Below are 12,816 nucleotides of genomic sequence, written 5' to 3'. Positions count from 1 at the left end.
AAGCTTATTTCTGTTTCATCACATAACCCATCCCAACTACGGTATGGATCAGCTTTTCACCGGTAAAGCCTTTTTCAATTTTATTCCGGAGATAATTAACATATACATCAATGGTATTGGTGCCTGTGTCAAACTCGAGTCCCCACACGGCTTCTGAAATAAGCGCCCGGGACAGCACCCTTCCGGTATTACGGAGCAGCAGCTCCAGCAACGCATACTCTTTCGCTGTAAGCACAATTTCCTGTCCATCCCGGCTGGCAGTTTTGGAATGGGTATCCAGTTGAAGATCCGCAAACCTAAGCACCGCAGGCTCCTCGTGGAAGTGGCTTTTCCGTCTCGACAACGCATTGATACGTGCCATCAGCTCTGAAAAATGAAAAGGCTTGGCGAGATAATCATCAGCCCCGGCATTGAGTCCTTCTACAATATCCTCCGTGGCATTTAACGCGGTAAGCATCAATACAGGGATACTGATTTCCAGCGCACGCAGTTTTTTACATATAGCCGTTCCGTTTATACCCGGCAACATCAGGTCCAGTAAAATGAGATCATAGTCGTGTTCCAGCGCCGCCTGCTGACCGGTAATGCCATCCGTATGCACATCCACATGGTGATGGTGCTCTTCCAGCCCGCGTTTGATGAAAGCGCCCACTTTTACTTCATCTTCTATAACCAGTATTTTCATATCAAAAAATTATAAGCAATAACCCCTGCAAAAGTAGCATTGTTTACCCGGGCAGGCATTAAAGCGGGATTAAAATCAAGGTTCCTATGGACATTTTCGCAATATCTGTTAGCTTTGCCCCAACCTAAACCGGCAACCGTATCATGCATTTACCCGTTTTAAATACCGGCAACCTGGTACTGAGACCAATAGACGAAAAAGATACCGCCGCCCTGTTCAGGCATTTTTCGGATGATGCCGTCACAAAATATATGGACATTGATTCATTTTCCAATATCAGTGAAGCCACCCATATTATACAGTTTTTCCGTCAAAGCCTGGAAAAGGAAGAAGGCATGCGATGGGCCATCACACTGGCCGGAAAGGATGAACTGATAGGCACCTGCGGGTATCACAAAATCAACAAAACACATTTCAAAGCGGAAATCGGTTACGACCTGAAACCCATCTACTGGGGCAAAGGCATTATGAAAGAAGCGATAAGCGCCATGCTCAGTTATGGCTATGAAGAATTGCAGTTCAACCGCATTGAAGCCTTTGTGGACCCGGAAAACCAGGCGTCGTCCAAGCTGTTAAGCCGGCTGGGATTCCGCTACGAAGGTTTTTTAAGAGATGCCTTTTTTGAAAAAGGAAAATTCGTAAATGCAGAACTTTACAGTCTTCTAAGACACGAACATACACGCGAATCTATTTTCTAATTATTATATCATGAGCTTACAATTCCGGCATGCTACAGAAGCCGACCTGCCAAGGATCGTTGAAATTTATAACACCACTATCGCCAGCAGAATGGTGACTGCCGACACCTCACCTGTTACTGTTGAAAGCCGGCTACCCTGGTTTCATGCGCACAACAATACCCTCCGTCCCCTGTGGATGATAGACGACAACGGCAGTAATGTGGGATGGATGAGCTTTCAGTCGTTTTACGGCCGGCCGGCCTACGACGGCACAGTAGAAGTAAGCATCTATCTCGATGAAACGATGCGTGGCAAGGGATTAGGCAAAAAAATACTGCAACATGCCATTACCGTAGCGCCGGAATTTGGCGTACAAACACTGCTGGGTTTTATTTTTGCGCACAACGAACCCAGTCTGAAACTGTTTCTGAATATGGGTTTTGAAGAATGGGCGCACCTGCCGGAAATTGCGGTACTGGATGGAGTGGAAAGAAGTTTAAAAATTTTAGGTATAAAGATCTGATTCCGGCTACAACATTCCTTCAGTTTTCCGGGATAACTTACAAACCGTAAAAGGAAAATTATGTGGTGGTTTTATGCATTACTATCCGCTTTCTTCGCGGCCTTAACCGCTATCCTGGCCAAAATTGGGGTAGCGGACATCCCTTCCAACCTGGCTACCGCCATCAGAACCCTCGTTATATTGGTATTGGCCTGGGCCATTGTGTTTGCAAGAGGGGAATATAAAGGCGCCGGCGCCCTGTCCAAACACGCACTGCTCTTTCTCATCTTATCCGGTATCGCTACCGGTTGTTCCTGGATCTTTTATTTCAAAGCGCTCCAGATCGGCAAAGTATCGCAGGTAGCCCCCGTGGATAAGCTCAGTGTGGCGCTCACCATTCTCCTCTCCGCTATCTTCCTTCACGAAACACTCACCCTGAAAACCGCCATCGGCGCCAGCCTCATCATCGCCGGCACCCTGGTGCTCATCCTGAAATAACAGTCTCACGCGGATTTTGTCTTTCTCAGGATTACGCTGATTTTACTGATTACCTGGATTTTTACTTTTGGATTTTTTTAGATTTCTTTGATTTTTTTAATAATAATTAAGGGAGATAAAAGCGAATATATCCGCTCCTATCTCCCTTAATCCTTTATAAAATCCAAAAGTAAAAATCCAGGTAATCAGTAAAATCAGCGTAATCCTGAGAAAGACAACCTCCGCTACTCCGCCTCTATCTTATACACACAACGGCGGGCGCCGTTGATAATATGCTCCATCCGCGACACATTCATTTTCTCCCCGAGTATGCTCACAAACGTGCGCATTTCGGAAGTACAGATATTGTCGCATTCTGTGGCGGCGCAGCAAATGGGACAGTGATTCTCTATAAAGTAATACGTATCGCCTTCTTTTTTCCATTCCGCCAGGTACCCTTCGCCGGAGCGGATGGCCGCAAACGAGGTGAGCCGGTTTTCAATACCGTTTACACCTTCCAGGGCACTGCTGTATTTTTCCAGCTGGCTTTTTTCCCGGGCGTTCACCACATTATCGAGCGCTTCCTTTCCCAATACCGTTTTAATGGTCTGGATCAGCTGAAGGGTGAGTTCGGTATGTGTGTCAGGGAAACGGGCATTACCCAGGGGGGTAAGACTCCATATTAAAACTGGGCGTCCTACGCCTTTGGAAGCACTTTCCGACTGCACCAATCCTTCTTCTGCCAGTTTAAGCAGTTGAAGCCTGGCGCCCTCTCCGGTAATACCCAATTCGTTGGCCAATTCAGCTGCAGACAGCGGTCCCCGGGTCTTGAGCAACGTCAAAAACCGTTCGGCAGCATTCTTGGTTCGTATTGGATAATTTTCCAAGTTCTTACTTGTTTTATTCTCAAATATCGGTATTTTTGTGAAAGCTAAAAAAAAGATTTTGGGATTTTGGTGAGTTTATGAGATCCTTCATCAAAATTTAATCTCATAATCATTTAAATCTCTAAAAGTTAAATATTAATGAACGTCCTGATATTTAATGGTGCGATAGATGACCGTCCTTATGCCACAGCAAACCAGCTGGCGGTGTATCTGACGGAACAGTTAAAAGAGAAAGGATTTTCCCCGGAGATCTTTAGTCTGGGTAACGCCCAGATCCCCTTTTTCTCCCAGGCGGAAGCAGGAACGAAACCACCCGCAGTAGACGCCATGTGCAAAGCTTTTTGTAAGGCGGACCTGCATATCTGGATGACTCCTTTATATCATGGCAGCATGACCGGCGCCATGAAAAATTGCCTGGACTGGCTCGAGATGACAAGCAAGAACCAGCGTCCTTATTTAACAGGAAAGGTTGTAGCTTTGCTGTCCTGGGCGGACGGCACCCAGGCCATGCAGGGTATAAATGCGATGGATGCAGTGGCAAAGGCACTAAGGGCGTGGGTTTTACCATATTCCCTGCCCATTTTGAAAGACAACCTGTATGACCCCGAAACCCGGGGGTTCACTGAGTTCTATAAAAATAAACTGGATACGATGGTGCAGTTACTGTGTGCGGCTAAATCGCATGTAGTGGCTGGTATTGAAGGATAAACAGATAAGGATAGGCCGGGAAACCGGTAAATAGCTAATTAAAACAAATTCTGAGTATGATAACCGTTTCAGAAAAAGCAGGAGAATATATAAAAGCGCTGATGGAAAAAGAACATCATGCGCCGGGCACCTTTGTACGGGTAGGCGTAAAAGGTGGTGGCTGCTCTGGTCTTGAATATGTGATGAAATTTGAAGCAACCGAAGAAGAAGGCGACCAGATTTTTGAAGATAAAGGCGTAAAAGTAGTAGTACAAATGAAAAGCCTCCTGTATCTGTATGGTACAGAACTGGACTATTCTGATGGACTCAACGGAAAAGGCCTCTACTTTAATAATCCAAATGCAACCAGAACGTGTAGCTGCGGCGAAAGCTTTGCGGTTTAAATATTAAACTTGTATGATCAACAGTAACGAAATAATTGATGATATAGCCAATAAGGAGTACGAGTTTGGCTTTAGCACCGATATTGAAATGGATATAGCTCCTCCGGGGCTGAATGAAGATATCATCCGTTTTATTTCGGCGAAGAAGAATGAGCCCGAATGGCTGCTGGAATGGCGCCTGAAGGGATTTGCCGCGTTTAAGAAAATGGAATTCCCGAAATGGCAGCACTTTGAAATGCCTAAACTTGATCTGCAGGCACTTTCCTATTATGCCGCACCAAAGAAGAAAATACAGCTCAACAGCCTGGATGAAGTAGATCCGGAACTGCTGGCTACCTTCGCAAAACTGGGTATTCCCCTGAATGAACAGAAAGCCCTTACCGGTGTAGCCGTGGATGCCGTTTTTGACAGCGTTTCCGTAGCCACCACTTTCAAAGGGAAACTGAAAGAAATGGGCGTTATCTTCTGCTCTTTCGGTGAAGCAGTACAGGAACACCCCGACCTGGTAAAGAAATACCTGGGCAGCGTGGTTCCCCATACGGATAACATCTTTGCAGCACTCAACGCCGCCGTATTTTCCGATGGTTCCTTCGTTTACATTCCCAAAGGCGTACGATGCCCGATGGAACTGAGCACTTACTTCCGTATCAACGCACAGAACACCGGACAATTTGAACGTACCCTGATCATCGCAGACGACAACAGCTACGTAAGCTATCTCGAAGGCTGCACCGCTCCCATGCGTGATGAAAATCAACTGCACGCCGCAGTAGTGGAACTGATAGCACTCGAACAGGCTGAAATAAAATACTCTACCGTACAAAACTGGTATCCCGGTGATAAAGACGGTAAAGGCGGTATCTATAACTTCGTTACCAAAAGAGGCATCTGCAAAGGCGCTGCCAGTAAGATCTCCTGGACACAGGTAGAAACCGGCTCCGCTATTACCTGGAAATATCCCAGCGTAATCCTGCAGGGCGACCACTCCGAAGGTGAATTTTACTCCGTGGCAGTAGTCCGTAACAAACAGATCGCTGATACCGGTACCAAGATCCACCACATCGGCAAAGGCACCAAAAGCCGCATCATCTCCAAAGGTATTTCCGCCGGCAGAGGCGATAACAGCTACCGCGGCCTGGTATCCGTTGGGCCACGTGCCGATAACGCACGTAACTTTACCCAGTGCGATTCCCTGCTCATCGGTAACCAATGCGGCTCCCACACCTTCCCGTATATCGAATCAAGGAACAAAACAGCCATGATCGAACACGAAGCCACCACTTCGAAAATCGGGGAAGACCAGATCTTCTACCTGAACCAACGTGGCATCGACAGCGAAAAGGCAGTTGCCCTGATCGTAAACGGCTATGTGAAGGAAGTACTGAACCAGCTCCCGATGGAGTTTGCAGTAGAAGCGCAAAAATTATTATCTATTACACTTGAAGGAAGCGTTGGATAACTCATTATCCAATTAATACATACAGAACGAAATAAAACAATCATGCTGACGATTAAAAATCTGCACGCAGAAGTAGAAGGGAAAAAAATTCTGAAAGGCATTAATCTCGAAATAAACAAAGGAGAAATGCACGCTATCATGGGACCTAACGGTTCCGGCAAAAGCTCACTGGCTTCTGTTCTGGCGGGACGTGATAACTACACTGTCACCGAAGGTGAAGTTTGGTTCAACGGCAAAAATCTGCTGGATATGGCTCCGGAAGAACGCGCCCGCGAAGGTGTTTTCCTCGCTTTTCAATACCCCGTAGAAATTCCAGGTGTTTCCAACCTCAACTTCCTCAAAACCGCACTGAACGAAATCAGGGCGTATAAAGGTCTCCCGGCCCTCGAAGCCAGGGAATTCCTGAAGCTGACCAAAGAAAAACAACAACTGGTCGATTTTCACTCCAACCTGATGAACCGTTCCCTGAACGAAGGATTCAGCGGTGGCGAAAAGAAACGTAACGAAATTTTCCAACTCGCTATGCTGAACCCACAGCTCGCCATATTGGATGAAACAGATTCCGGACTGGATATCGATGCACTGCGTATTGTTTCAAATGGTGTAAACAAATTACGCGATGCAGAAAAATCTTTCGTAGTGATTACTCACTATCAACGCCTGCTGGAGTATATCATACCTGACTTTGTGCATGTATTATACAACGGCCGTATTATTAAAACCGGTACCAAAGAACTGGCACTGGAACTCGAAGAAAGAGGATACGACTGGCTGAAAGAGGAATTACATTTGAAAGAATCTGTATAAAAAGAACTATGACAAGCGATATGATATTGCCATTTTACCAGGCGTTAACAGAAGATGTAAATGCACTGTCGGCACAGGCTCCCTCCCTCGCTACCGATACGCTGCAGGACATCCGCCGCAAGGCGCTGGAGCGTTTCTCTGCGATAGGCTTGCCTACGCTGAAAACGGAAGCATGGCGCTACACGAATATTCAGCGCTACCTGAAAGAGTTTCCTTATGAACTGCTTACCACTGCTTCCCCCGTTGCGGAAGAAGTAGTAAACAGCACCGCTATTCCTGAACTGGACTGCTACCGCATTGTGCTGGTAAATGGCCACCTGCAGGCGGATCAGTCTACCCTGCCGCAAGGCAAAGGTATCACCGTGGGCGCCATGAGTGCCCATACCACCGCACCAGGCTTTGTTACTTATTTCAATGAACAGCACCACCTGGCCGCAGAATCATTGGCACAGCTTAATACAGCCCTCTTCGCCGATGGCCTGTATATCGAACTGGCCGCCAACACCGTGGTCGATAAACCCATACATGTAGTAAACGTTTACTCCTGTACAGCGCATGCCTTCATTCAGCCACGCCACCTGTGGATCCTGAACAGAAACGCTGCCGCCACCATCATCGAAACTTCCATTCACCCGGAAACCGCCACCATCGCTTTTGCGAACAGTGTACTGGAAACCGTGGTACTGGAAAATGCAGAACTGTGGCATTATAATGTACAACAGGGCGCTGAAAGCTTCCGGGAAGTACATACCACCGCTGCACAGCAACACAAAGACAGCCGTTACCACCATTTTAATTTCACCCTGCCAAACACCCCTTTCACCCGTAACAACCTGAGCGTGGCCCTGAATGGCAGTCATACCGAAACTAATCTGAACGGTTTATATATTGCCAGCAAACACCAGCATGTAGATAACCATACCTTTATGGATCACATCATGCCGGACTGCAACAGCAACGAACTGTACAAAGGCGTACTGCTCGATAACGCCAACGGCGTATTTACCGGCAAGATCCTTGTACACCAGGAAGCACAGAAAACAAATGCTTTCCAGCAGAACAATAACCTCCTGCTCGGTACCAAAGCGGACATCAATTCACAGCCTCAGCTGGAAATTTATGCCGACGACGTAAAATGCAGCCACGGTTTTACTGCCGGTCAGTTCAGTGAAGAGTCCATGTTCTACCTCCGCTCACGCGGTATTGGCGAAGATGCGGCAAAAGCACTGATGGTAAACGCCTTCTCCCACGACATCACAGATGCAGTGAAGGTGCCTGCCCTGCAACATTTCCTGCAGACGCAGATTGCGGAGATCATGAATAACTAATTTTACGATGGAACATATTGCTAACATCATAACCGACGGCCTGGACGTAAAGCAGATCAGAAAGGATTTTCCTATCCTGCAGCAACAGGTACATGGTAAACCGCTGGTATACTTCGACAACGGAGCTACCACGCAGAAACCACAGGTTGTAATAGACACGGAAGCCCGCTATTACGAAGAATATAACAGCAATGTGCACCGGGGTGTACATCACCTGAGCCAGGTAGCTACCAACGCATACGAAAAAGCCCGCATCACCATTGCAGGTTATATCAATGCCGCAGACCCGCATGAAGTAATCTTCACCGCAGGTACCACCGCCGGCATCAACCTGGTAGCCAATACCATGAGCCGCCGCTTCCTTCAGCCGGGCGACAGCGTCATCATTTCCGCCATGGAACACCATAGTAATATAGTGCCCTGGCAGATAGCCTGCGAAGAAACCGGCGCCACACTCAAGGTAATTCCTATCAACGACCGCGGCGAACTCCGGATGGACGCATACAAAGCCATGCTGGATGATTCCGTGAAAATAGTAGCCGTTACCTACGTTTCCAATACCATGGGAACCATAAACCCGGTACAGGACATTATAACGCTGGCGCATGCACGCAATATACCAGTACTGCTCGATGCCGCACAGGCAATCCAGCATATCAGTATCGATGTGCAGGCGCTCGACGTGGATTTCCTGGCTTTCTCCGGCCATAAAATTTATGGCCCTACCGGCACCGGCGTACTCTATGGCAAAAAAGAATGGCTCAATAAACTGCCCCCCTACCAGGGCGGCGGCGATATGATCAAAACCGTTACTTTCGAAAAAACAATCTATAACGAACTGCCGTATAAATTTGAAGCCGGTACCCCCAACATTGCCGGTGGCATCGCATTGGGCGCGGCTATCGAATACCTGCAGCAAACCGGGATCTCCAAAATCCAGCAATGGGAAGAAGAGCTGATGGAATATGCCATGCAGGAACTACGCCAGATCGATGGCATTCGTTTTATCGGAGACGCCACAGAAAGAAGCGGCGCCATCTCCTTCCTGGTACACAACATCCACCCGTTTGATATGGGTGAACTGCTGGATCAGCAAGGCATCGCCGTAAGAACAGGACACCACTGCACCGAACCACTGATGGATATCTTTAAAATCCCGGGTACCGTGCGTGCATCCCTTTCTTTCTATAATACCAAAGAAGAAATAGACAAACTGGTAACCGGCATAAAAAGAGCCGCCGCCATGCTTTTGTAAACAGGTGAATATGACGATTCAGGAAATACAGGAAGAAATAATATCCGATTTTTCGGTGATGGGCAGCTGGGAAGATAAATACGAATATATCATCCAGCTGGGTAAGGAATTACCGCTCATCTCAGAAGAATTTAAAACGCCGGACAATCTCATCAAAGGCTGCCAGTCACGCGTGTGGCTGCATACAGAGCTGAAAGACGGGAAACTTTTTTTTACCGGCGACAGCGATGCCGTTATCACCAAAGGCCTCGTAAGCCTGATGATCTATGTACTTTCCGGTCATACGCCACAGGAAATTGCCGCAGCAGATATTTATTTTATCGATGCCATCGGCTTGAGCAGCCATCTCTCCCCCACCCGCTCCAACGGGTTGCTGAGTATGCTCAAACAAATGAAGCTGTACGCCATCGCCTACCAGGCTAAAATTAATCAGCAATGAGTGAAGCAATATTAAGAGAACAGATAGAAGCACAGCTCAAAACCGTATTCGACCCGGAAATCCCGGTGAACATATGGGAACTTGGACTGGTATACGAAGTAAAGATCAAGGAAAATAACAGGATCGGTATCGATATGACCCTTACCGCTCCCGGCTGCCCCGTAGCCGGCGATATTATCCGGGAAGTAGATGAAAAAATAAGAAATATAGAAGGCGTTTCCGATGTGGATGTGCACCTTACTTTTGATCCCCCCTGGACAAAAGAAATGATGAGCGAAGAAGCTAAACTGGAACTCGGCTTTCTGTAAAACAACACAATACTTACATACTAAAACCAAATATCAGATACACTGCGTAGTGTTACCTGATATTTGGTTTTTTATTTTATGGAATTATTTACTTTGCGCTTTAAATCGTTAATCCATTGAACCTATCCGACGAACAAGTGCTTGCTATGGCGCCTGATGAATCTTCCCGTAAATCCGGGAAGGATCTGGCTAATCCGGCTAAATGGGTTAGTAAAGGCGTCAGCGATATAGCGTTATGGGGCGAATGCCAGGGCAGCGGCAGCAAACCATACCAGACACAGATAGATACCGGCAACATGGCATTCAAATGCAGTTGCCCCAGCCGTAAGTTTCCCTGTAAACACGGACTGGGCCTGCTGTTGCTCTACTCCAGGCAACGGGCTTCCTTCCAGGAAGAAACACCACCGTCCTGGGTAAGCGAATGGCTCGCCAAACGCGCCGAAAAAGAAGAGAAGAAAAATACATCCGCCACTTCAACAGAGAAGCAGCCAGATACCTCCGCCCAGGCCAAAAGGCAACAGGCACGCATGCAGAAAGTAAGCGACGGCGCCGCAGAACTTCTCCGCTGGATAAAAGATCTCGTGCGCAACGGTATCATGGACATGCCCGAAAAAGATCCGGCTTTCTTCGAAAATATGATCCGCCGCATGGTAGATGCACAGGCCCCCGGCCTCGCCGCCATGATGCGCGAACTGGCAGACATCAGCTACTTCCACGACGGATGGCAATCCGTTTTTATCACCCAGCTCACACGCATTTACCTCGTTATACAGGGCTATCAGCACCTCAGCGACCTCCCACCAGCACTCCGGCAGGATATCCGCACCCTCGCCGGTTTTTCTACCTCACAGGAAGAACTGAAGGAACAAAACGGTATCACCGACACCTGGCAGGTACTGGGAAAACAAACCACGGAAGAAGACCACCTCGTGGTGGAACGCTACTGGCTATACGGCATAAATACCAAACGTCCCGCACTGATACTGCAGTTTTATGTACGCGGACAAAGCACCATCGCCAATACCCTCACTCCCGGCAGCGCCATCAATGCGGAACTGGTATTTTATCCTTCCGCAGCACCGCTGCGCGCACTGATCAAACAACAGGTAACGGTGCCGGCAAACCACACCTTCAGCGGCTATGCCGGATGGCAGGAAGTAGTAACCGCGCAAACCGCCATCAATGAAGTATTGCCCGTGTATAACGACCAGGTATATACGATCGCAGACCTTACCCCTGTTTGGCACGCGGATCAATGGTGGCTACAGGACAGCCGTCAGCAACTCATGGCCGTGAAAAAAACTTTCCAGCACACCTGGAAACTGCTGGCGCTGAGCGGGGGAACACCCCTCCACATGGCAGTTACCGGTAAAGAAACCCAATATGAACCCATTGGCGTTTGGCATGAACAGGAATATAAAATATTATAATGGAGCACTGGCATCAACTCATTAATACCGCCTTACTGGGCACCGCTAAAAAACCGGTAGACAGCACCGGTATGAACGGCCCCCTGCAACAGGCGGCCCATACCATCCTGACAGGCGAACACACAGATAAAGAAGATAAGTTCCTGCAACTGGCAGCAGTGCTCTATAACTACCGCCTGAGCGGCACGCAACCCGTTACCGCCAACGTAGCACCCATGAAAGTGTGCCCGCCGGAAACAAAACTTTACTGCAAGCCCGCCGCCATAAGAGTACTGCAACAGGTACTGGAAACCGAAAGCATCCAGCTGCTCCAGCTATGGCTCGAATACTGCGCCAAAGCCAATGTACTCCTGCCACCGGCGCAACTGCCCGTGATGCTCGACAAAGGCTGGCGGAATAAATCATTGCGCGCATTGATCGCTGCTACGGGCGGACAACGTGCGGAATGGCTCGGGCACTTTAACCCCGACTGGAACTTTTCACGCGTAGCGGATACCATCGAAGACAGATGGCAGAACGGCGCCACCGCACAGCGTTTTGAAGCGCTGAAGGAGTTGCGTGCAACCGATCCCGTAATGGCGCGCACCTGGCTGGAGCAATCCTGGCCTAAAGAAAGCGCTACCGTGAAAACGGAACTGCTCTCCGTACTGGAACAACCTGCCCATCCCGCAGACATTCCCTGGCTGGAATCGCTGCTCACCGAAAAAAGTAAACAGGTAAAAGACACCGCCACCCGCATCCTGAAAAAACTGCCCGGCTCCTCCCTCCATGAAAAATACTGGCAGATCGTAGCCGGCGCCATACAACTCGATGAATACGGTCAGGTAACCGTAGCGCTCCCGGAAATAACGGACGACAGCATCTTCCAGAGCGGCATCGAAAAACTCAGCAACGATAAAAGCATTACGGATGAAACACACATCCTCTGCCAGCTGATCAGCTTCGTACACCCGGCTCGCTGGGAAGAACATTTTAACCGGAATACGGAAAGGGTCATCGCTCTCTTCCAGCTGCAGGAATCGCTGAAACCCTTTATCCCTGCGCTGGTGCTGGCTATTGCCTGGTTTGAAGACAAAGCGCGCGCCGTTTCCTTTATGGAGCACAGCGAAACTTTTTATATAGATATCATCCCCCTGCTACCACCGGAACAACAACAGCAGTTCAGTGAAAAGTTCTTTGATGAACACCCGGACTCTATTATCCAGTACGCCTGCAACAACCAGGAAGAATGGAGCCTCCCGCTGTGTACCCGGATCTTCAAATATGCGGCCACACAGCCTTACACCTACAATCAGCAATTCATGAATAATCATATCCGGCAGATACCCGTGGCCATTGCCGCCACCCTGGATGATATCACACCCGTGGAGGCCTATCACACCGGGTACTGGAATAATATCAAAGTTCACCTGGGCCGGCTGCTCCAGGCAAAAAGCCAGATACAATCACTTTAATCCAAACACATTAA

15 protein-coding genes are annotated in these 12,816 nt (G+C 48.4%); 13 read left to right on the top strand and 2 right to left on the bottom strand.

Annotated elements, in window-relative coordinates; translation table 11 throughout:
- Positions 1-4: 4 nt before the first annotated feature.
- Positions 5-685 (bottom strand): response regulator transcription factor, encoded by a 681-nt coding sequence (locus tag ACLHR0_RS28410; protein ID WP_429047236.1) that lies wholly within the window; start codon positions 683-685, stop codon positions 5-7.
- A 143-nt stretch (positions 686-828) separates the two neighbouring features.
- Between ACLHR0_RS28410 and ACLHR0_RS28405 the strand changes: the two genes are divergently transcribed.
- Genes ACLHR0_RS28405 through ACLHR0_RS28395 form a run of 3 tightly spaced genes read left to right on the top strand, consistent with a single transcriptional unit; the run spans position 829 to position 2,365 of the window.
- The gene (locus ACLHR0_RS28405; protein ID WP_370909922.1) at positions 829-1,383 is read left to right on the top strand and encodes a GNAT family N-acetyltransferase; all 555 of its coding nucleotides are present in this window, start codon (positions 829-831) and stop codon (positions 1,381-1,383) included.
- 10 nt (positions 1,384-1,393) lie between these two features.
- A complete protein-coding gene (locus tag ACLHR0_RS28400) occupies positions 1,394-1,888 on the top strand; it encodes an N-acetyltransferase family protein (RefSeq protein ID WP_436491181.1) in 495 nt (164 codons plus the stop codon).
- A gap of 60 nt (positions 1,889-1,948) precedes the next feature.
- Entirely contained in the window at positions 1,949-2,365 is a 417-nt protein-coding gene (locus ACLHR0_RS28395; RefSeq protein ID WP_429047230.1) for an EamA family transporter, read from the top strand.
- A gap of 224 nt (positions 2,366-2,589) precedes the next feature.
- On the opposite strand, the gene ACLHR0_RS28390 is transcribed toward ACLHR0_RS28395, so the two are convergent.
- Positions 2,590-3,231, bottom strand: coding sequence for a helix-turn-helix transcriptional regulator (locus tag ACLHR0_RS28390; RefSeq protein ID WP_370909919.1), 642 nt, complete (start codon positions 3,229-3,231; stop codon positions 2,590-2,592).
- Between the two features lie 138 nt (positions 3,232-3,369).
- On the opposite strand from ACLHR0_RS28390, the gene ACLHR0_RS28385 reads away from it, so the two are divergent.
- The 10 genes from ACLHR0_RS28385 (at position 3,370) to ACLHR0_RS28340 (ending at position 12,802) form a co-directional block, all read left to right on the top strand.
- Positions 3,370-3,939: an NADPH-dependent FMN reductase gene (locus ACLHR0_RS28385; RefSeq protein WP_079467720.1), complete on the top strand. Its 570-nt coding sequence runs from the start codon at positions 3,370-3,372 to the stop codon at positions 3,937-3,939.
- Positions 3,940-3,995: 56 nt separating this feature from the next.
- Positions 3,996-4,322, top strand: coding sequence for a HesB/IscA family protein (locus ACLHR0_RS28380; protein WP_370909918.1), 327 nt, complete (start codon positions 3,996-3,998; stop codon positions 4,320-4,322).
- A 13-nt stretch (positions 4,323-4,335) separates the two neighbouring features.
- On the top strand, positions 4,336-5,781 hold the full coding sequence (gene sufB / locus ACLHR0_RS28375; RefSeq protein ID WP_370909917.1) for a Fe-S cluster assembly protein SufB: 1,446 nt from the start codon (positions 4,336-4,338) through the stop codon (positions 5,779-5,781).
- 42 nt (positions 5,782-5,823) lie between these two features.
- The gene (sufC, locus tag ACLHR0_RS28370; RefSeq protein ID WP_370909916.1) at positions 5,824-6,588 is read left to right on the top strand and encodes a Fe-S cluster assembly ATPase SufC; all 765 of its coding nucleotides are present in this window, start codon (positions 5,824-5,826) and stop codon (positions 6,586-6,588) included.
- A gap of 8 nt (positions 6,589-6,596) precedes the next feature.
- Positions 6,597-7,916 carry a Fe-S cluster assembly protein SufD gene (gene sufD / locus ACLHR0_RS28365; protein ID WP_429065051.1) on the top strand — a complete coding sequence of 440 codons (1,320 nt, stop codon included), beginning with the start codon at positions 6,597-6,599 and terminating at the stop codon, positions 7,914-7,916.
- Between the two features lie 7 nt (positions 7,917-7,923).
- Positions 7,924-9,171 (top strand): aminotransferase class V-fold PLP-dependent enzyme, encoded by a 1,248-nt coding sequence (locus ACLHR0_RS28360; RefSeq protein WP_436491178.1) that lies wholly within the window; start codon positions 7,924-7,926, stop codon positions 9,169-9,171.
- A gap of 10 nt (positions 9,172-9,181) precedes the next feature.
- Positions 9,182-9,610 (top strand): SufE family protein, encoded by a 429-nt coding sequence (locus ACLHR0_RS28355; protein ID WP_370909913.1) that lies wholly within the window; start codon positions 9,182-9,184, stop codon positions 9,608-9,610.
- Positions 9,607-9,918: an iron-sulfur cluster assembly protein gene (locus tag ACLHR0_RS28350; protein ID WP_429047223.1), complete on the top strand. Its 312-nt coding sequence runs from the start codon at positions 9,607-9,609 to the stop codon at positions 9,916-9,918. Before ACLHR0_RS28355 ends, ACLHR0_RS28350 begins: the two co-directional genes overlap by 4 nt.
- A 116-nt stretch (positions 9,919-10,034) precedes the next feature.
- Positions 10,035-11,348, top strand: coding sequence for an SWIM zinc finger family protein (locus ACLHR0_RS28345; protein ID WP_436491175.1), 1,314 nt, complete (start codon positions 10,035-10,037; stop codon positions 11,346-11,348).
- Entirely contained in the window at positions 11,348-12,802 is a 1,455-nt protein-coding gene (locus ACLHR0_RS28340; protein ID WP_436491173.1) for a DUF5691 domain-containing protein, read from the top strand. Before ACLHR0_RS28345 ends, ACLHR0_RS28340 begins: the two co-directional genes overlap by 1 nt.
- Positions 12,803-12,816 lie beyond the last annotated feature (14 nt).

This window comes from Chitinophaga sp. ARDCPP14, assembly GCF_051362515.1.
Taxonomy (GTDB): domain Bacteria; phylum Bacteroidota; class Bacteroidia; order Chitinophagales; family Chitinophagaceae; genus Chitinophaga.
This window is presented reverse-complemented; position numbering and strand designations above follow the sequence as displayed.

Coding starts and splice junctions, on each gene's coding strand:
- ACLHR0_RS28410 (WP_429047236.1), bottom strand. CDS start 685: ATGAAAATACTGGTTATAGAAGATGAAGTAAAAGTGGGCGCTTTCATC.
- ACLHR0_RS28405 (WP_370909922.1), top strand. CDS start 829: ATGCATTTACCCGTTTTAAATACCGGCAACCTGGTACTGAGACCAATA.
- ACLHR0_RS28400 (WP_436491181.1), top strand. CDS start 1,394: ATGAGCTTACAATTCCGGCATGCTACAGAAGCCGACCTGCCAAGGATC.
- ACLHR0_RS28395 (WP_429047230.1), top strand. CDS start 1,949: ATGTGGTGGTTTTATGCATTACTATCCGCTTTCTTCGCGGCCTTAACC.
- ACLHR0_RS28385 (WP_079467720.1), top strand. CDS start 3,370: ATGAACGTCCTGATATTTAATGGTGCGATAGATGACCGTCCTTATGCC.
- ACLHR0_RS28380 (WP_370909918.1), top strand. CDS start 3,996: ATGATAACCGTTTCAGAAAAAGCAGGAGAATATATAAAAGCGCTGATG.
- sufB (WP_370909917.1), top strand. CDS start 4,336: ATGATCAACAGTAACGAAATAATTGATGATATAGCCAATAAGGAGTAC.
- sufC (WP_370909916.1), top strand. CDS start 5,824: ATGCTGACGATTAAAAATCTGCACGCAGAAGTAGAAGGGAAAAAAATT.
- sufD (WP_429065051.1), top strand. CDS start 6,597: ATGACAAGCGATATGATATTGCCATTTTACCAGGCGTTAACAGAAGAT.
- ACLHR0_RS28360 (WP_436491178.1), top strand. CDS start 7,924: ATGGAACATATTGCTAACATCATAACCGACGGCCTGGACGTAAAGCAG.
- ACLHR0_RS28355 (WP_370909913.1), top strand. CDS start 9,182: ATGACGATTCAGGAAATACAGGAAGAAATAATATCCGATTTTTCGGTG.
- ACLHR0_RS28350 (WP_429047223.1), top strand. CDS start 9,607: ATGAGTGAAGCAATATTAAGAGAACAGATAGAAGCACAGCTCAAAACC.
- ACLHR0_RS28340 (WP_436491173.1), top strand. CDS start 11,348: ATGGAGCACTGGCATCAACTCATTAATACCGCCTTACTGGGCACCGCT.